This window comes from Streptomyces sp. F001, assembly GCF_004187715.1.
GTDB lineage: Bacteria > Actinomycetota > Actinomycetes > Streptomycetales > Streptomycetaceae > Streptomyces > Streptomyces flavusporus.
Genome location: NZ_QZWF01000015.1, coordinates 120783 through 139370 on the forward strand (window position 1 = coordinate 120783; position 18588 = coordinate 139370).

Below are 18588 nucleotides of genomic sequence, written 5' to 3' on the forward strand. Positions count from 1 at the left end.
TTGGACTACTCGACCCAGCCCTTGACCAGCCACACCTGGTCGAGGTTGGCGTCGCACTGGTTGCCCTGCTCGCACGAGATCTTGATGGTGTTCGTGCCCTTGTTGAGCTGGACGTAGTTGTAGGTCCGCGTCCAGCCCTTCTCGTAGTCGCCTTCGGGGGCGTTCGCGTAGTTCTTCATGTCGACCGGCGTGCTGGCGGCCGTGCCGTTGACCGTGAGGGTCCCGTTGGCGTCCTTGCCGGGCACGCCGTAGCCGACGTACAGGGTGTACTTGCCGGACTCGGGGATGCCGTTGACGGTCCAGGTGACCGAGGCGCCGACGGCGTTGAAGCCGGTCACGTAGACACCGCCGTCCGCCTTGGCGCCCTTGATGTCGGAGGCGGTGGTGGCGCCGCCGCCGAGCTGCAGGGCCTTGGCGTCGACGGCGGGCAGCTCCTTCTCGCTGCCCGCGCTGCTCTCACTCGAAGGGCTCGACTCCGCGCTCTGGGAGACCGACGGGGTGGTGGGCTGGTCGCCGTCCGCCGCGGTGTCGTCGTCGCCGCCGAGCATCGCGACGCCGATGCCGATCACGACGGCGGCGACCACCGCGATCGCGCCGATCAGCAGGCCCTTGGTGTTGGGGCCGCGGCCCCGGCCGCCACCGCCGGGGGCGGGCTGCGTCTGGACGGTGGGGGCGCCGCCGGGGAACGACTCGGGCGCGGCGTAGTGCGGGTTCGGCTGGCCGTATGCGCCCTGCTGCTGCGGCGGCACGGTCTGCTGGCCGTAGGGCCGCTCGCCGACCGTCCGCACCCTGCTGACCGAGTTCGGGTAGCCGTAGCCGCCGGACGGCGGCTGGGCGCCGTTGGCCTGACCGTCGGCGTACAGATAGCCGAACGGGTCCTCGTCCTCGGGCGTGCTCGCGCCGTTGTTGCCGGGCGTCATCCCTAGGTACTCCTCAACAGGTGCGGAACGGATGCGGTACGTGTGGTGAGAATGGCGAGCCTACCCGCTCGCCGTGGCCCAAACGGGTGACCAGGATCGCATCATTCCGCAGACGTGCGGTTCATCCCGCACGTCGATGCTGTTTGGGACGAGACCGTTTCTCGACGTACATCCGTTCGTCAGCGGATTTCAACACTTCGTCCGCCGTCATACCGCAGTGCGCCCATCCGATACCGAAACTCGCCCCGACCCGGACGGCCCGTCCCTCGGCCCGGATCGGCTGGATGATCTCGTTCCGCAGCCGTACGGCGAGGTCCTGGGCGTCGGCCCGGCCGAGGCCGTCGGCGAGGATCACGAACTCGTCGCCGCCGAGCCGGGCGACGGTGTCGCCGTCGCGGACGCCGTTGCTGAGGCGGCGCGCGACCTCGATGAGCACCGCGTCGCCCGCGTTGTGCCCGAACCGGTCGTTGATCGACTTGAAGCCGTCGAGGTCGCAGAAGAGGACCGCGAGCCCCTTGGTGCCGTCGTCGTGTTCACCCTCGGGGGCGATGGTGTGGACGTGGTGGTCGTAGACGTCGAAGACGTCCCGGCGCGCCGGGAAGTCGAAGCCGGCGTCGTAGGCGGGGTGGCCGTAGGCCGCGTCCTGGGAGTCGTGGACGGCGGGCAGGCCGGACTGCGGGCGCTGGCAGAGGCGGGCGGAGAGGCGGGAGCGCAGCTCGGCGGAGTTCGGCAGGCCGGTGAGGGAGTCGTGGGAGGCGCGGTGGGCGAGCTGGAGCTCGCGGCGCTTGCGCTCCTCGATGTCCTCGACGTGGGTGAGCAGGAAGCGGGGGCCGTCGGCGGCGTCGGCGACCACGGAGTTGCGCAGGGACACCCAGACGTAGGTGCCGTCGCGGCGGCCCAGGCGCAACTCGGCGCGGCCGCCCTCGGCGGAGGTGCGCAGCAGCGTGCCTATGTCCTCGGGGTGGACGAGGTCGGAGAAGGAGTAGCGGCGCATCGCGGAGGCGGGGCGGCCCAGCAGGCGGCACAGGGCGTCGTTGGTGCGCAGGATCCGGCCGTGCTGGTCGCCGCCCATCTCGGCGATGGCCATGCCGGAGGGGGCGTACTCGAAGGCCTGCCGGAAGCTCTCCTCGCTGGCCCGCAGGGCCTGCTGTTCGCGTTCCAGGCGGACCAGGGCGCGCTGCATATTCGCGCGTAGACGAGCGTTGCTGATGGCGATGGCGGCCTGGAAGGCGTACATCTGGAGCGCCTCGCGCCCCCACGCGCCGGGGCGGCGGCCGTTGCGCGGCCGGTCCACGGACAGGACGCCGATCAGTTCGCCGGAGGACGGGCCACCCTGGGCGCCCGGCGCGTACATCGGGGCGAACAGCCGGTCGGAGGGGTGCCACTCGTCCTCGAAGCGGGGGGCGGGGCCCTCGGTGTACCACTGCGGGACGTCGTCGTCGTCGAGGATCCAGCCCTCGGTGTGCGGGATGAAGATCAGGTCGCCCCAGGTCTCGCCCATGCCCAGTCGGCGCTCCCACGACTCGCGGGAGCCGACCCGGCCGGTGATCAGGGCCTCGGCGGCGGGGTTGCCGGAGAAGGCGGCGACGACGAGATCGCCGTCCGGGCGGACGAGGTTGACGCAGGCCAGCTCGTAGCCCAGGGCGGTGACGACGCCGTCCGCGACGGTCTGCAGCGTGTCGGCCAGGCTGCGTGCGGTGTTCATGTCCGCCATGACCTGGTGCAGCTGCCGCAGGGACGCAAGACGGACATACGGCTCCGACTCGGTCTCCATGCTCGCCCTCCCCCCGAGACCTCGCAGCGAATCAAGGGTTCTCTTCGGCATATCGCCCTTCAGCTTCCCGCCACTGAATCACAGCGCGCTGCCCACTCGGTACACAGGGTCAACAATTAATGTCCCTTGTGACTCAAGTCACAGTAGAACGTGAACAATTGAGTGGGGTTTCTGTGTTTTTCCCGTGCGTTTACCGAACGCAAGCTTTGTAGCGGTGTCCTTCGCTGGTCCTACGACCGTGCTCGGGCTGAGGTCCGATGCGGGGGCACGCACCGGAGACTAGCGTTTCGGTGTGCTGAACACCCGCCGCCCCGCTCCGCCCGCCCGACTGCCCGCCCAACCCGCCCCCGCGGCCGATGCCGCCGGGCATGCTGTGGGGGTGAGCAACGACGAGTTCAGGGCGGCCATGTCCCGGCTGGCGGCCGGTGTGGTCCTGGTGACCGCGAAGGAGCCGCCGCTCGACCCGGACGACCCGCAGGCGCCGAGTGGTGAGGACGTCGGCATGACGGCGACGGCCTTCATGTCGGTGTCCCTGGACCCACCCCTGGTCCTGGTCAGCCTGCGCGAGGGCTCCCGCATGGACGACCTGCTCGCCGAGCAGCCCCTGTGGGCGGTCTCGGTGCTCTCCGAGAGCCAGCGCCACATCGCCGGCCGCTTCGCCATGAAGGGCCGCATCAGCGACCGCCTGCTCTTCGAGGACATCCCCTACGTCCGCGGCGAGGCCAGCGGGGCACCCCTGGTCGGCGGCGCCCTGGCGACCCTGGAGTGCCGCACCGAACAGCGCGTCACGGCCGGCGACCACACGCTGGTGGTGGGCCGCGTCCTGACGGCCCGCCTCCCGAGCGCGGACGGCGGGCCGCTGACGTACTTCAAGGGGCGGTACCGGCAGCTGGGGTAGCTCAGCTGCCGGCGGACCACCCCAGGGTGATGTCCAGCCGGGACAGCTCTGCCGGGTCGGTGACACCCTCGATGACGGCGATCCGGTCCCGTACGAACCTGAAGATCGTCGCCCGCTCGACGCGTCCGTCGGCGGAGAGCACCACAAGTCCGGTGGCCCCGTCGACCAGAGCGGGCCGCCCGCTCCGGCCGAGGCGGGCGTAGCTGATGGCGCCCGAGGCGACCGCCGCCGCCCCGGTGTTCACACCGGCCTCGGAGCGGGCCACCACATCCGGGTCGAGCACCTCCAGCAGCCCGTCGAAGTCCCCGCCCCGCGCCGCGGCGAGGAAGGCGTCGACGACCTGCCGCTGCCGTACGAGATCGGCATCGGGCGCCGGAGCGCCCTGCACCCGGCGCCGGGCCCGGCTGGCCAGCTGCCGGGCCGCCGTCGGCGTACGGCCCACGATGGCGGCGACCTCCTCGTACGGCACGGCGAACAGGTCGTGCAGCACGAAGGCCAGCCGCTCGGCCGGGGTCAGCGTCTCCAGGACGACGAGCAGGGCGACGCCCACCGAGTCGGCGAGCAGCGCGTCCTGCTCGGGGTCGGCTCCGGCGGCGGGGACCGGCGCGCCCGCGTCCAGCGACTCCTCCGCGCGGGACTTGCGGGAGCGCAGCATGTCCAGGCACACCCGGCCCACCACGGTCGTCAGCCAGCCGCCGAGGTTGCCGACCTCCCGGGTGTCGCTGCGGCTCAGCCGGAACCAGGCCTCCTGCACCGCGTCGTCGGCCTCGGCGAGCGAGCCGAGCATGCGGTAGGCCACGGCACGCAGATGCGTGCGGTGTGCCTCGAAGCGCTCGGCAAGGAAGTCGTCGTCGCCCATGTGTCCTGTGTCCCCAGCCCTCGTAGCGGACCACCGTCAGTGGCATTCCACTGCCCTGACGGATCCGGCAGGGCACATGTGACAGCGTCCTATCCCCAGTCGCGGCCCGACCGCCCCCGCTTGGTCTCCGAGCGCTGCTTCTTCTCCCGCAGCCGGCGTTCGTTGATGCCGCGCGGTATGCGGGTCGGCTTGCGGGGCTTGGGCGGGGGCGCGGTCGCCTCGGCGAGGAGTGCTGCGAGGCGTACGGCGGCGGTCTCGCGGTTGCGCCACTGGGACCGGTGCTCGGAGGCACGGACCGCGATGACGCCGTCGACCAGGCGTCCGGCCAGCCGCTCCAGTGCGCGTCGCTTCCACACCTCGGGCAGCGCCTCGGTCGCGGCGAGGTCGAAACGCAGTTCGACCTGGGAGTCACTCGTGTTGACGTGCTGCCCGCCCGGCCCCGAGGAGCGCGAGAAACGCCACTGGAGCTCGGCCTCGGGCAGCGAGACGGAGCCTCGGATGAGGTAGGGACCGGACATGGGTGACATGTTCCCGCCTGGAGTGGGCGCGAGTCACGCGAATATCGCCGGAGGTAAAGAAAGTAAAGAGCCGGGAACCCGGGGCACCTCCCTCCGCGTTCATAGAGGTAGCTGTAGCTTCAGTACCGCACACGCATAGCGCACGCATCGAGGGAAGGAACTCCCGACCATGGCTGTAAGCCTGTCCAAGGGTGGCAACGTCTCGCTCACCAAGGAGGCTCCGGGCCTGACCGCCGTCACCGTGGGCCTCGGCTGGGACGTCCGCACCACCACCGGCACCGACTTCGACCTCGACGCGTCCGCGATCGCGGTCAACACGCAGGGCAAGGTGTACTCCGACCAGCACTTCGTCTTCTTCAACAACAAGCAGACGCCGGACCAGACGATCGTCCACACGGGCGACAACCTCACTGGTGAGGGCGCCGGCGACGACGAGCAGATCAACGTCAACCTGGCCGGCCTCCCGGCCGACATCGACAAGATCGTCTTCCCGGTCTCCATCTACGACGCCGAGACCCGCTCGCAGAACTTCGGCCAGGTCCGCAACGCCTACATCCGCATCGTCAACCAGGCCGGCGGCACCGAGATCGCCCGCTACGACCTCTCCGAGGACGCGGCCACCGAGACCGCCATGGTCTTCGGCGAGCTCTACCGCAACGGCGCCGAGTGGAAGTTCCGCGCCGTCGGCCAGGGCTACGCCTCGGGCCTGGTGGGCATCGCCCAGGACTTCGGCGTGAACGTCTGATTGACGCCCGGACCTCGACGGAGCCCCCGCCGCGCCTTTTTGCGGGCGGGGGCTCCGTCTGTCCGAGGTCCGGTCCTCGGAAGGCCGTTCAGAAGATCGAGAGTCCGAGCCGGCCCAGGATCGTGCCGGCGTGCGTGCCGTAGATCGAGAAGACCACCAGGGCGGCGATGAGGACGAGGCCTGCGGCCAGGCTCCAGGTGAGGCGCGAGTTCATGCGTACTGCCTTTCTTGGGGGGATGTGGGGGGAGGCGCCGTGACGGGCACCGGATGCGTGTCGCTTCCGGCCGTCAGGACGCTGTCGCAGCGATCGCGGACCGTGTCGTCGTGGGTGGCGATGACGACCGCGCAGCCGTCCTCGCTCATCGCGCGGAGGACGTCGACGACCATGGTGGTGTTGTCGTGGTCGAGGGCGCCGGTGGGTTCGTCGGCCAGGACCAGAGCGGGCTGCTTGACGATGAGCCGGGCCAGCGCGACACGCTGCTGCTCGCCGCCGCTGAGCCGGTGGACCTGCTCCTTCTCCCGGCCGGCCAGGCCCACCCGGTCGAGGGCCTCGGCGACAGTCGGGGTGCCCTTCCGGGCGCGCCGCGGCTTCATGGCGACCTCAAGGTTGGCGGCGACGGTCGCGTTCTCGATCAGGGCGTAGTTCTGAAAGAGGTAGCCGAGGACGTCGCGCCGGAAGCGCCGGGTGGCGCGCGGGCCGAAGCCGGTGATGTCCCGCCCTTCGTGGCGGATCGCGCCGGAGGTCGGGGCGTCGAGCAGGCCCAGGCAGTTGAGCAGGGTCGACTTGCCGGAGCCGCTCGGGCCGACCAGGGCGAGCATCCGGCTGCGCTCCACGGTGAAGGTGAGACCGGACCAGAGGGTGCGCGGGCCGTAGGACTTCGACAGGTTTTCGATCTCGATCACGGGCGGGCTCCAGCGGGGCGGTGGGGGGTCACGACTCGGTCGCTCCTTCCTTGACGATCAAGCGGTGGAAGACGACGAGGGCCACGAGCACCGCGATGGCCTCCACGGCGACGAGGGTGCCGGTGACGCCGAGGTCGAGGCCGGTGATCTCGACGGGTGCGCGGGGCGGCGGGATGCCGAGCGCGTCGTACCGTTCGAGGTCCTTGTTCTGCTGCCACACCTGGAAGGGGACCCACACGGCGAGCAGTACGGCGAGCAGTCCCTCCAGCGACAGGACCGTGCGGTGGACGGCGGTGAACCGCCAGCCACTGATGTGCCGGGCGAAGATCGCCTGAGCGTTCTTGCGGGAGTGCACGATGCAGACGCCGACGCCGGTGATGAGCAGGACCGCCAGGGCCACGCCCAGGTTGAACACCTGCAGCCGGAACTCGCCGACGAGGTCGCGGAGTTTGACCGCGGCGTTCTGGCCGACGGGCGTCATGGCCGTCACATACGTCTCCAGGTGGCGCTGCTCGATGGCGGCGGTGACGTCGTCGGGGTCGTGGAAGAGGACACTGCTCTTGCTGGCGTAGGCGGTGTAGCCCTTGTCGCTCAGGTACGGCGATCCGTCGGCGAAGGCGATGATGACGGGGTCGGTGACGAAGGAGTCGTCCGCGCCGGGGTTGGGGTCGGTGTGCGACTTGCCCTTGGGGTTGTAGGTGAAGACCCGCTGGTCGGCCTTGGTCTGCAGCGTCGTGATGTTCGCCGGGCGGACCTTGTCGGGGTCGCTCGGGCTGAGCAGTCCCGGGACCAGTTCGCGGAGTTGGTCGGTGTACGCGGCGAGGCCGGCCGGGATCATCAGCCGGACCTGGGCGGGGTCGGCGGCGGCCGGGCGGTGGGGGCGCCCTGCCGGGTCGAGGACGGGCTGTTCGGTGAGGAAGGACTCGTTGACGATCAGCACATCGCCCTGCGGCAGGCCCGCCCGCGGTGCCGACTGCTGGAGGTCGCGGTGTCCCGCGACGACGACCTGCCCCTCCTTGTCGGCCTGCCGGAGCCAGCCGCCCACCTTGGCCTCCAGGTCGCGCAGCGCAGCGTCGCTTCCCAGGCTGCCGTTGAGGGCGATCGACGTGGTGGCGCCGATCTTCGCGTAGGCCTTGCGGCTCTCCTCGCGGTTCAGGACGTCCTGGGCGGCCAGGACCAGGGCGGTGGCGATGCTGAGAGCGAGCAACAGCGCGGGGATCCGCATGGCGTACGCGCTGATCATCGCGGCCCGTGCGGGCAGTTCGCCCTTCAGGGCGCGCAGGATGCCGGTCTGGAACATCAGGTACAGCACGCCGGCCTGCGTGGCGAGGGCGATCAGACCGAGGGCGGCGGCACAGCCCAGGGTGAGCAGAGTGAACTGGCCGATCCAGGCCAGCCCGTTGTAGAGGCCGAGCAGCAGCACCACCAGGGCGGCCACCGCGGCACAGGCGATGGCGTAGAAGACCGCCACCTGCCGCAGGTCCCGCAGCAGGATCCCGCCGAACGACCCGCCCTGCAGGCGCTGTACGCCGTAGGCCTTGGCGTTGAGCATCACGCCGGCGCCGGTCATCGTGATGACGGCGAGCGCGACGACGATGAAGGAGCGGTGGAGGGCGGTGCCGGAGTAGGTCGTGGTCAGCTCGGCGACCGACTGCGGATGGTGGACCGCGGACGTCATCCCGAGGTCGGTGAACCTCTGAGCCAGCGAAGCGGCGGCCCGGTCGGAGCCGAAGACGTAGTAGAAGCCCCGAGGGTCGCGCCGGCCGAGCTCGGCGACCGGGTGCACGTCGGTGCGGTAGCCGCGGTTGAACGCGGGATAGCCGTCGCTCAGCCAGTCGGCGTGCGGACCGCCGGGTGCCAGGTAGAGGTGGCGGCGGCTGTAGGGGTGGGTGAGGTCGGGGACCTCGCGGGCGATCGTCACCCGCTCCGCCTTTGCGAACTCCGCGATGTCACGGGTGACTTGGGAGCCGCTGGTGGACCCGTCGGTGTCCGTCACCCAGACCACGGCGGAGTGCCCCAGCGCCCAGTCCTCGTCGAGGCTGCGCAGGAGAAGGAACGCCAGAATCGCGGAGTACGCCAGTGCAACGGCGTGAACGAACTTGATACCTCTGTGCAGCATCGATTGGCCTAGGTCAGGGGTGGTTCACTGGACGAGTGGCCCGCCCGGAGGGGGACTGGAGATCACCACCAGGGCGGACCACTCGCTGCCGGGGCCGAGCGATCAGGCTCGGCCCCCGGTCAGCAGCTGGTGTTCCAGTAAGACTTGTTGCCGCTCAGAGCGACGTCGGCCTGAGCGAAGGACCAGGAGCCCTTGGCGGCCTCGTCGCTGTCGATGTACTCGCCGACGGCGGTCGAGCCGTGGCACTTGGTGCCGTGGTAGTAGTCCGACCACACGATGGCGGTGCCGGCGCCGTAGTCCCACGTGCCGCCGCCCGCGCTCACCACGGTCGCCATGGCCGGGGCGGCACCGGCGACGACGAGGGCACCGGTCACAGCCGCAAGCTTGATACCGCGCTTGATGTTCACCATCAACTCGCTTTCGTTCAGACAGGATTGACAGGTGATCGACGTCGACCGATCTTGATCGCGATGATCATGGCGGACCATGAAGGAATAATCAAAAAATTTTGATGAGACCGGCATCACATGGTCACGGCGTGAAGGGCTGCCGGAGGACGTGACGGCCAGGGCCTGACCGACCGGCCCTCACCTCGACGCCGTCCACGCCGAGGGCGGCATCCTCAACTCCTCAGGTCCGGCTCGGCTTCCCGTCGCCGTACAGCCAGTCGTCCCAGATCCCGTCGAAGTCCTGGGCCGGGGCTTGCTTCTCGACATACGCCGTGAAGTCCTCGGTGTCCGCGTTGCCGTGGCGGTGGGCGGCGGCCCAGCCGCGGACGATGTCGTGGAAGGTGTCGTCGCCGACCGCCTGCCGGATCTTGTGGAGGACCATCGCACCACGCTGGTATACGGGGCTGTCGGAGATGTGCGCGGCGCTCGCCGGTTTTGCGGGTGGGAACGCCCAGAGGTCGTCGTAGGTGTCCTCACCGTGGTCGTGGAGTGCGTCGAAGATCTGCTGGGCGGTCTCCCCGCCGTGGTCCTCCCCCCAGAGCCATTCGGCGTAGGTGGCGAAGCCCTCGTTGAGCCACATGTCCTGCCAGGTCCTCGGGGAGACGGAGTCGCCGTACCACTGGTGGGCGAGTTCATGGACGAGGAGCCGGATGCCGGGGGCGCCGGCGAAGACCGGGCGGCTCTGGGTCTCCAGGGCGTAGTCGGCGTCGCCGGCGCGCTCGACGATCGCGCCGGCGGAGGAGAAGGGGTACGGGCCGAAGCGGTCCTCGACCCAGGCGAGCACGTCGGGGAAGCGGGCCAGGACCGCGCGGCTCGCCGACGTCTCCGTCGGGTCGACGGCGGTGTACACGGGGAGGCCGTCGCCGGTGGTGGAGCGGGTGATGTCGTAGCGGCCGACGGCGACGGTGGCGAGGTAGCTCGCCATGGGGGCGGTGGTGCGCCACGTGGAGGTCGTACGGCCGCCGGTGGTCGTCTCGCTCGTCAGCTCCCCGTTGGAGACGGCCCGCAGGCCCTTCGGGACGGTGACGGCGAGGTCGTACGTCGCCTTGTCGGAGGGGTGGTGGTTGCCGGGGAACCAGGCCATCGAACCGGTCGGCTGGCCGAGGGCGAGCGCGCCGTCCGCGGTGGGCAGCCAGCCCTCCTCGGAGCCGTCCGGGTCGGTGATCGTCACGGGGGTGCCCGAGTAGCGGACCGCCACACGGAACGTGCCTCCCTCGGCGAGGTCGGCGCGGGGGCGGATCGTCAGTTCCTGGCCGGTGCGGTTCCAGCGGGCGGTGCTGCCGTCGACGGTGACCTGCTCGACGTCCAGGCCCTTGAGGTCGAGGTTGAAGGCGGAGAGGTCCTGGGTGGCACGGGCGGTGATCACCGTGCGCCCGGTGAGGTGGCGGGAGGCGGGGGTGTACGCCAGGGTCAGGTCGTAGTGGGTGACGTCGTAGCCGCCGTTGCCGGCCTTCGGGAAGTACGGGTCGCGGACGCCGGAGCCGCCCGGGGTGCCCTGGGCGCCGCCGGTTCCGCATGCGGGCACGGTCAGGGCGAGGATGAGGACGGCCGGGACAAGGCGGGCGAAACGGGACACGTCCCAGATCCTATGAGCAGCGTGACACCATCGCTACGTGCTCGACATCGGCTACGCCCTCTCCAACCGGTTCCCGGACCCTCCCCAGACCGACTACCGTCGCGCGGACGTACCCGCCCTGCGCCACGATCTGTTCTGCGGTGACGTCTATCTCGCCGACACCAAGACGGACCGGGAGCTGTCCACAGCCTGGGGATGGGTACCGGTGCTCGACTTCGCGTGGGCGCTGTGCGACATCGTCGAGCAGCTCGACCGCGATCCGGCGGGCTCCCGCGCCGCCCGGCCGCAGCGGGCGGAGCTGGACTTCACCGAGTCCACCGACCGGATGCTGTTCGAGCGCCGCTTCGGGTGGGTGGACATCGAGTCCGACTGGATGCCGGCCGAGGAGCCGCCGCTCACCTTCTCCCATGCCGAGCTGCGGCGGGAGGCGCGGGACTTTCTGCACGATCTGATCGCCGACCTGTGCGATCTGCACGAGTCCCTCGCGGACAATCCCGCGATCTGGTCGTTGCAGGCGCGGTTTCCGCGGGTGCGGTGAGTTCTGTGGTCACCCTTGTTCGACGCGGATCCCCGCCTCCGCCGCCAACACCGGTGCCAGGTCCAGCAGTTGCCCCGTGCTGATCACCGCCCCCGACAGCCGGTCGACTCCCCGGGCGATCTCCAGCGGAGCCGCCCCACGCAGGTCCACGTCTCTCAGCGTCGCCGCGCTGAGGTCGGCGGCTCTCAGCGCGCAGTCCACGAACTCGACGCGGGTCAGTTCCGCGCCCCCGAAGTCGGGTTCCACCAGGACGCAGCCGTCGAAGACGACATCCTTGAGCTGGGCCCGGCGCAGATTCAGGTAGTCGATCTTGCCGCCGCGGATCAGGACGCGTTCGAGGGCGGCGCCGTGCAGCTGTACGCCGCCCAGGCGGGCGTCTGTCAGTTCGACATCGCGCAGGGTGGACTCCGCCAGGTCGGTGCCGACGCCGCGTGGGGCGGTGAGGACGGAGTCCAGGATGCGGGCGCGATACAGCCGCGTCTCGTCCAGGGCGCACGCCGTGAGCGCACAGTCCATGAAGCGGGCGCCGCCGCCGTCCTGCCCGGCGAAGTCCGCGTCCCGGAACTCCAGCCCGTCGTAGTCCCCGTCCGGCTCCAACCCGCCCCCGTCGTACGGCGCCGGCTCCGGCAGCCGCACCTCCGGCCGCCGCGCCGCCCGCACACCGGACCCACCGCTCCCACCGGCCCTGCCTGTCCCTGTCCTCGCCATGGCCCCATGCTGCACCCCGCCACTGACAATCAGCGTGAGCTGGGAAAACCTCACCAGGGAGCGCCGCCCGCCGAGCCCGCCGGCCTCCCGATGTCACATTCGCGGCCCCTCGATCCGTCGTACTCGTGAAAGAGGCGACCCGAGCAGAGGGAGACCCCACACATGCACCGCATCACCGTCATCGGCGGCGGTTTCGCCGGCCTCACCGCAGCCATCACCGCCGCCGAGGCGGGCGCCAAGGTCACCGTGTACGAAGCCCACCACACCCTGGGCGGGCGGGCCCGGACCGCCGAGGGCACGTACCGCACGAACGAGGGCCCGCACGCCCTCTACAACGGCGGCCCGCACTGGGCGTGGCTCGAGCAGCGGGACCTCATCGGCCCCGTGGCGACCGTCCCGCCCCTGGAGGCCGCCAGGCTGCGGCTGCGCCACCGGGGCACCCTGCGCCGTACCCCGCCGTTCGCCATGCTCAAGCTGCTGCGCCGCGGCGCCCGGCACGCCCCCGTCGACGTCGACTTCCTGACCTGGGCCACCGAACAGGCGGGCGAGGAGGGCGCGCGGGCCGCCGCCCACTACGCCGCCGTCGCCCTGTTCCACCACGACCCCGGCGCGCTGTCCGCGGCGTTCGTCCAGGAGCGGCTGCGCCGCGCCACCAAGCTGCCGCCCGAGGCGCACTATCCGCGCGGCGGCTGGGCGAACGTGATCGACCGGATGGCCGGCCACGCCTGGAATCTGGGTGTCCGGATGGAGACCCTGTCCCGCGTCGACACCCTGCCCACCGACACGCCGGTCGTCGTGGCCACCTCCCTGGACGCCGCCCGCCGCCTTCTCGGCGACGCCTCCCTGACCTGGCCGAGCGGCCGTACGGCACTCATCGACCTCGCCGTGCGTACCCGGCGCGGCGACGCCTTCGTGGTGTCCGACCTGGACGCGCCCGGCTGGCTCGAACGCTTCACGGCGCAGGACCGCACCCTCGCCCCGGCGGGCGAGCAGCTGATCCAGGGTCAGATCCCGATCGCCCCGCACGAGTCCCGCGCCGACGGCATCGCCCGCGCCGAGCAGCTTCTCGACCTCGGCTTCACCGGCTGGCGCGAGCGCGTCACCTGGCGGCGGGAGGCGGTCGCGAACGGCCGTACCGGAGCCGTCGACCTGCCCGGCACCACCTGGCGGGACCGGCCCGCCGTGGACCGCGGCGACGGCGTGTACCTGGCGGGCGATCAGGTCGCGGCGCCGGGTGTGCTGTCGGAGGTGTCCTTCAACAGCGCCCTGACCGCCGTGTCCCTGGCGCTGGGGCAGCGCGGCCGGCAGCCGCTTGACCTCAAGCAAGCTTGAGGGTGAAGGGTGGGGGCGCCACCACAGAAGAAGCACCACGGAAGAAGCACCACGGAAGGGACCTCATATGCGCGCCATCCGCCTCCACGCCTTCGGCCCGGCCGAGAACCTGACCCTCGAAGAGGTCGAGGACCCGGTGCCGGGCCCCGGCCAGGTCCGTGTCGCCGTCGCCGCGGCCGGCGTGCACCTGCTGGACACGGCGATCCGGGCGGGCCACCAGGGCCCCGGCCCCGCCCCCACGCTGCCGACCGTGCCCGGCCGTGAGGTGGCCGGCGTCGTCGAGTCCCTCGGCGAGGGCACGGACGAGACCTGGCTCGGCAAACGGGTCGTCGCCCACCTCGGCTTCGTTCCCGGCGGCTATGCGGAACTCGCCGTCACCGACGCCGACCGGCTGCACGAGATCCCGGCGAACCTCGACTTCGCGCAGGCCGTCGCCATGATCGGCACGGGCCGTACGACGATGGGGATCGTGCAGTTCGCCGAGCCGGGCCCGGACGACGTGGTCGTGATCCCGGCCGCCGCCGGCGGCATCGGCACCCTGCTCGTGCAGTACGCCAGGAACGCCGGCGCCACCGTCGTCGGCCTCGCCGGCGGCCCGGAGAAGACATCCCGGGTCGCCGCGAACGGCGCCGACCTGGCCGTCGACTACAAGGACCCGGCCTGGCCCGAGAAGGTCCAGGCCTACGACGGCAAGGTCACCGTCGTGTACGACGGCGTCGGCGGCGACACCGCCCGTACGGCCGTCGGCATGCTCGCCCCCGGCGGCCGGCACATCGTGTTCGGCTGGTCGGCCGAGGGCATCCAGGGCGGCGAGCCGCTGGTCGTCGAGGGCGTCACGGAGCAGGTCCTCGGCCCGGTGATGCTGGAGAAGGCGGGCGGCCCCAACCCCCTGCGCACCCTCGAACTCCGGGCCCTCACCGAGGCCGCCGAGGGCCGTCTCGTCCCGGCCGTGCACCGCTTCCCGCTCGCCGAGGCGGCGGCCGCGCACCGGGCCCTGGAGGCCCGCGGAACGACCGGCAAAGTCGTCCTGGAGCCATGACACGGCACCATCGGACCTCGGTGCAATACACCGCAAAACACCCCGGTTCATGGTCTTCTGGCCGGATGAGTGCCTCCCGGACGGCTGAAGCCGGCGCATCCGTGGACCCCGACCCCCGCCGCTGGTGGGGGTTGATGGTGATCGCCCTCGCACAGCTGATGGTCGTCCTCGACGCCACCATCGTGAACATCGCGCTCCCCTCCGCACAGCGCGACCTGGACATGTCCGACGGCAACCGCCAGTGGGTCATCACGTCCTACACCCTGGCGTTCGGCGGTCTGCTCCTGCTCGGTGGCCGCGTCGCCGACCTGATCGGCCGCAAACGCACCTTCGTCATCGGGCTCGTCGGCTTCGCCACCGCCTCCGCGTTCGGCGGCGCCGCCGCGAACGCCGGCATGCTGTTCGGCGCCCGCGCCCTCCAGGGCGTCTTCGCCGCGGTCCTCGCCCCCTCCGCGCTGAGCCTGCTCACCACGACGTTCACCGACCCCCGGGAACGCGGACGGGCCTTCAGCATCTACGGCACCCTGGCCGCCAGCGGCTCCGCGATCGGCTTCATGGTCGGCGGGCTGCTCACCGAGTACATGAACTGGCGTTGGTGCCTCTACGTCAACGTGCCCATCGCGGTCCTCGCGGTCGCCGGCGCCTTCGCCCTGCTCCAGGACAGCCCCCGCCACGCGGGCGCCCGCCTGGACGTGCCCGGTGTCCTGCTGGGCTGCGGCGGCCTGGTGGCGATCGTGCACGGCTTCGGCGAGGCGGAGTCCCGAGGCTGGTCGGACCCGATGGTCCTCGGCCTGTTCGCGGGCGGCGTGGTCCTCGTGGCCGTCTTCGTGTGGTGGCAGACCAGGGCGTCCGTGCCGCTGCTGCCCTTGCACATCATCAAGGACCGCGACCGCGCGGGCTGCTACCTGACCATGATGCTGGCCGTCATGGGCATGTTCGGCATGTTCCTGTTCCTGACCTACTACCTGCAGACTGTCCTCGACTACACCCCCGTGCAGACGGGTCTGGCGTTCCTCCCGCTCACGGCGTCGATCCTCATCGGCTCCACCCAGATCGCGGCCCGCCTGCTCCAGCACGTGCCGCCCCGTCTGCTCCTGGCCCCCGGCATGCTCCTGGCCGCCTCCGGCATGCTGTTCCTCACCCAGATCACCGTGCACTCCGCGTACGCCACCGACATCCTCCCCGCACTGATCCCGATGGGCCTCGGCATGGGCCTGACCTTCACGCCGGTCTTCTCCACGGCAACCGCCGGCGTCGCCCCGCACGACTCGGGCGTCACCTCGGCCGGCGTCAACACCGCACAGCAGGTGGGCGGTTCCATCGGGACGGCCCTGTTCAACACCATCGCCACCACCAGCAGCACGACCTACATCGCCGCGCACCTCACCGGCGCCGCCCGACGCGCCGAGGTGACCCGCGAGGGCATCGTCCACGGCTACACCGTCGCCATCCGGTGCGCCGTCGGCATCATGCTCCTGGCCGGTCTGGTGGCAGTCCTGATGATCACGGCGAAGTCTCCGAAAAGCCGTGCGGCGGCCCAGCCCCCGGTACCGGAGTCGGTCGCCTGAGCCGACCGCCCGGCAGCAGCGTTAGGGTCGGACGGTGATCGAGATTCCGGACGGACTGGCGGCGGCGCAGGCGAAGTTCAACGGCGAGGCGGGCCAGGACTTCATCGCCCGGCTGCCGGAGCTGGCGGCCGCCTTCCTGGACCGCTGGGAACTGGGGCTCGACGGCCGCCCGATGCACGGTGTGGCCGCCCTGGTCCTGCCGGTGCTCCGCGCCGACGGCAGCCCGGCCGTGCTGAAGCTGCAACTCCTGGACGAGGAGAGCGAGGGCGAGCCGGTCGCGCTGCGGGTGTGGGACGGCGACGGGGTGGTACGGCTCCTCGACCACGACCCGGACACCGGCACGATGCTCCTCGAACGCCTCGACCCCGCCCGCATGCTGGCCCACGTCCCCGACACCCGCGAGGCCGTCCTGGTCATCGCCCGCATGCTGGCCCACCTGACCTCCGTACCGGCACCGGACGGCATGCGGCGGCTCGGTGACATCGCGCGGGCGATGCTGGAGCAGACGCCGCGGGCGCTGGAGCGGATCCCGGACCCGCAGGCCCGCGGGCTGCTCGCCGACTGCGCGGCCGCCGTACGGGAGGTCGTCGACGAGCCCGGCGACCGGCTTCTGCACTGGGACCTGCACTACGAGAACGTCCTGGCCTCCGACCGCGCCCCCTGGCTCGCCATCGACCCCAAGCCCCTCGCCGGCGACCCCGGGTTCGACCTGCTGCCCGCCATCGACAACCGCTTCGACGCCGCCGACATCGTCTGGCGTTTCGACGCGATGACCGACGTCATGGGGCTGGACCGGGCGCGGGCCCGGGCCTGGACGCTGGGACGGGTGCTGCAGAACTGCCTGTGGGAGATCGAGGACGGCCGGCCGCTGGAGGAGGACCAGCTGGAGATCGCACGCCGGCTGCGCGGTTAGGGCGTCTCCGGCGCGAGCATCCGGCCCAGCTCCAGCGGGTCGGCACGTCCGTCGAGTTCGGTGTGCAGGGCCGCGGCCAGCTCCGGGTGGGCGAGCAGTCCCTCGCCGGCGGGGTCCCCTTCGGCCCGGGCGGCGAGTCCCAGCCCCACCCAGGTCTCGGGGTCGCCCTCGCCACGGACGATGCGCGCGTGGCAGGCGCGCAGCGCCTCGGCCGTACGGCCCGTGACGAGGTCGATGTCCTCGGGCCGCGCCCCGCTCACCGTGGCACCGGGGTCGTCCCGCAGCCGCTCGAACCCGTCCGGGTCCGCCAGCAGCCACCTCGTCAGCACCGCCCGTGTGTCGAAGCCGCGCACCGGCCGCCCCGGGACGAGCGTCGGCCCGTGACCCGGCGCGACGGGCGGGGCCTCGTGGGGCCAGGCCGCCGCAAGGGACCGGACGGTGCCGCGGTCGGGTCGCAGGTGATACGCCCGCCAGGTCGCGCGGTGGTCCGCGATCGCGAGGTCGGCCGCGGCGCGGGCCCGCCCGTCCACCGGCTCCACGAGCCACGGCTCCAGCCGCCCGGCGAGCTCGGCCACCAGGCGCCGCCCCAGGTCGGTGAGCCCGTCCGACCGGCCGACGGTGCCCAGTGCGTGCGCCGTCTGGGCGCGCCACAGCGCGTATTCGAACCGCCCGAGCGGATGGTCGCGCCGCCGCCAGAAGGCGGTGACTCCGAAGAACGCGTACACCCCTTGGAGCAGCCCGCCCAACGGCCGGGGGTCGTCCCGCCAGGGGGCGTAGTACAGCCGGGCGTCCTGGTCCTCGTACAGGGTGAACAGGTGCATGAACGCGCTGAGTTTGTTGTGCTGGAACTCGTGCACCAGCGTCGAGGCGAACTGCTCGCCGTCGTCGGGGACCGACGCCACCGCCGTGCCGAAGGCGTCGCCGGAGGAGGCGCTGTGCGGCCGGAACCGCTCGGAGCGCGGGCGGGGCACGACGGACACCAGTCCGTCGGCCAGCGCCCGGGCCTCGTCGCGGTCGGTGGCGTGCAGGATGTCCCAGGCCGAGCCGAACAGCTCCTGCCACTCGACGGCGGAGTCGAGCGGCTCGGGAACGCCGGGCGTGCGCAGGGCGCGATACGGGTCGATGTCGTCCAGGAGCAGCGTGCGTCCGTCGGCGCGCAGTCCGGCCGGGGCGTGCCAGTCCGGTCCGCCCAGCCGACGGCCCGCGACCCGTACGTCCCCGTCGCGGGCGGAGACCTCGGCGACGGTCCAGTCCGGACTGCCGGGCACCCGCATGGCCCCGAGCGCGGGGAGCACGGCCCAGCCGTGCCGGACCGGGATGTGGGTACGGAACTCCAGGCCGGCGCGGACCGCAGCGCTCGCCGCGAGTGCGTGCAGGTGCCCTGTCTCCGCCCACAGAGGCGCATGGTGGTCGACGGTGCCGCGCAGCCGGCGCAGTGTGTGCGCTGCCCACATGCCGACGGCCGGATAGGACAGCAGCCGCTCCACCTCCGGCGCGGCCACGGTCCAGGCCCGCGACAACAGCCGCCAGCCCTCGGCGAGCGGAGGCAGCGGACCGGTCGGTGCCGTCGCCGCCGCGTCCAGCAGCGCCCGTACGACGAGCAGCCGCCAGCTGCGCTCGCTCGCGCGCAGGGCGTCCACCGTCTCGGGGCCTCCCCCGCCGCCCAGCAGTTCGTCGAACGACTGCGGTGACAGGACGTGGGGCCGGGCCGTCTGGTGCATGGAGGGTG

18 protein-coding genes are annotated in these 18588 nt (G+C 71.7%); 7 read left to right on the forward strand and 11 right to left on the reverse strand.

Going from position 1 to position 18588, the window contains the following annotated elements; all coding sequences use genetic code 11:
* Positions 1-5: 5 nt before the first annotated feature.
* The gene (locus tag StrepF001_RS34185; RefSeq protein WP_129802058.1) at positions 6-920 is read right to left on the reverse strand and encodes a CBM35 domain-containing protein; all 915 of its coding nucleotides are present in this window, start codon (positions 918-920) and stop codon (positions 6-8) included.
* A gap of 121 nt (positions 921-1041) precedes the next feature.
* On the reverse strand, positions 1042-2694 hold the full coding sequence (cdgB, locus tag StrepF001_RS34190; RefSeq protein ID WP_129802059.1) for a diguanylate cyclase CdgB: 1653 nt from the start codon (positions 2692-2694) through the stop codon (positions 1042-1044).
* Between the two features lie 406 nt (positions 2695-3100).
* On the opposite strand from cdgB, the gene StrepF001_RS34195 reads away from it, so the two are divergent.
* A complete protein-coding gene (locus StrepF001_RS34195) occupies positions 3101-3592 on the forward strand; it encodes a flavin reductase family protein (protein WP_240797803.1) in 492 nt (163 codons plus the stop codon).
* A 1-nt stretch (position 3593) separates the two neighbouring features.
* Here the strand turns inward: StrepF001_RS34195 and StrepF001_RS34200 are convergent, their stop codons facing one another.
* Positions 3594-4451: a sigma-70 family RNA polymerase sigma factor gene (locus tag StrepF001_RS34200; protein ID WP_129802061.1), complete on the reverse strand. Its 858-nt coding sequence runs from the start codon at positions 4449-4451 to the stop codon at positions 3594-3596.
* Between the two features lie 89 nt (positions 4452-4540).
* Positions 4541-4978, reverse strand: coding sequence for an alternative ribosome rescue aminoacyl-tRNA hydrolase ArfB (gene arfB, locus StrepF001_RS34205; protein ID WP_129802062.1), 438 nt, complete (start codon positions 4976-4978; stop codon positions 4541-4543).
* Between the two features lie 160 nt (positions 4979-5138).
* On the opposite strand from arfB, the gene StrepF001_RS34210 reads away from it, so the two are divergent.
* Entirely contained in the window at positions 5139-5714 is a 576-nt protein-coding gene (locus tag StrepF001_RS34210) for a TerD family protein (RefSeq protein ID WP_129802063.1), read from the forward strand.
* Positions 5715-5802: 88 nt separating this feature from the next.
* Here the strand turns inward: StrepF001_RS34210 and StrepF001_RS49720 are convergent, their stop codons facing one another.
* The 5 genes from StrepF001_RS49720 to StrepF001_RS34230 form a co-directional block, all read right to left on the reverse strand.
* On the reverse strand, positions 5803-5928 hold the full coding sequence (locus StrepF001_RS49720; protein ID WP_276322829.1) for a hypothetical protein: 126 nt from the start codon (positions 5926-5928) through the stop codon (positions 5803-5805).
* Positions 5925-6617, reverse strand: a complete 693-nt coding sequence (locus tag StrepF001_RS34215) for an ABC transporter ATP-binding protein (protein WP_129802064.1) — start codon at positions 6615-6617, stop codon at positions 5925-5927. The genes StrepF001_RS49720 and StrepF001_RS34215 overlap by 4 nt, the downstream gene beginning before the upstream one ends.
* A 28-nt stretch (positions 6618-6645) precedes the next feature.
* The gene (locus tag StrepF001_RS34220; RefSeq protein WP_129802065.1) at positions 6646-8736 is read right to left on the reverse strand and encodes a hypothetical protein; all 2091 of its coding nucleotides are present in this window, start codon (positions 8734-8736) and stop codon (positions 6646-6648) included.
* A 119-nt stretch (positions 8737-8855) separates the two neighbouring features.
* Complete coding sequence (locus StrepF001_RS34225) at positions 8856-9146, reverse strand: lactococcin 972 family bacteriocin (protein ID WP_165396443.1); 291 nt, start codon at positions 9144-9146, stop codon at positions 8856-8858.
* 220 nt (positions 9147-9366) lie between these two features.
* Complete coding sequence (locus StrepF001_RS34230) at positions 9367-10761, reverse strand: M1 family metallopeptidase (protein WP_129802067.1); 1395 nt, start codon at positions 10759-10761, stop codon at positions 9367-9369.
* A gap of 37 nt (positions 10762-10798) precedes the next feature.
* Between StrepF001_RS34230 and StrepF001_RS34235 the strand changes: the two genes are divergently transcribed.
* Entirely contained in the window at positions 10799-11299 is a 501-nt protein-coding gene (locus StrepF001_RS34235; protein ID WP_129802068.1) for a hypothetical protein, read from the forward strand.
* A 9-nt stretch (positions 11300-11308) separates the two neighbouring features.
* On the opposite strand, the gene StrepF001_RS34240 is transcribed toward StrepF001_RS34235, so the two are convergent.
* Positions 11309-12007 carry a pentapeptide repeat-containing protein gene (locus StrepF001_RS34240; RefSeq protein ID WP_129802069.1) on the reverse strand — a complete coding sequence of 233 codons (699 nt, stop codon included), beginning with the start codon at positions 12005-12007 and terminating at the stop codon, positions 11309-11311.
* A gap of 162 nt (positions 12008-12169) precedes the next feature.
* On the opposite strand from StrepF001_RS34240, the gene StrepF001_RS34245 reads away from it, so the two are divergent.
* From StrepF001_RS34245 to StrepF001_RS34260, 4 genes are all read left to right on the forward strand, one after another.
* The gene (locus StrepF001_RS34245) at positions 12170-13339 is read left to right on the forward strand and encodes an FAD-dependent oxidoreductase (RefSeq protein ID WP_129802070.1); all 1170 of its coding nucleotides are present in this window, start codon (positions 12170-12172) and stop codon (positions 13337-13339) included.
* A gap of 67 nt (positions 13340-13406) precedes the next feature.
* Positions 13407-14378, forward strand: a complete 972-nt coding sequence (locus StrepF001_RS34250; protein ID WP_129802071.1) for a zinc-binding dehydrogenase — start codon at positions 13407-13409, stop codon at positions 14376-14378.
* Positions 14379-14443: 65 nt separating this feature from the next.
* Positions 14444-15946 carry an MFS transporter gene (locus StrepF001_RS34255; RefSeq protein ID WP_129802072.1) on the forward strand — a complete coding sequence of 501 codons (1503 nt, stop codon included), beginning with the start codon at positions 14444-14446 and terminating at the stop codon, positions 15944-15946.
* Between the two features lie 34 nt (positions 15947-15980).
* On the forward strand, positions 15981-16859 hold the full coding sequence (locus tag StrepF001_RS34260; RefSeq protein WP_165396444.1) for an aminoglycoside phosphotransferase family protein: 879 nt from the start codon (positions 15981-15983) through the stop codon (positions 16857-16859).
* Here the strand turns inward: StrepF001_RS34260 and StrepF001_RS34265 are convergent.
* Entirely contained in the window at positions 16856-18580 is a 1725-nt protein-coding gene (locus tag StrepF001_RS34265; RefSeq protein WP_129802073.1) for an HEXXH motif domain-containing protein, read from the reverse strand. The two genes, StrepF001_RS34260 and StrepF001_RS34265, sit on opposite strands and share 4 nt — an antisense overlap.
* Positions 18581-18588: the final 8 nt, after the last annotated feature.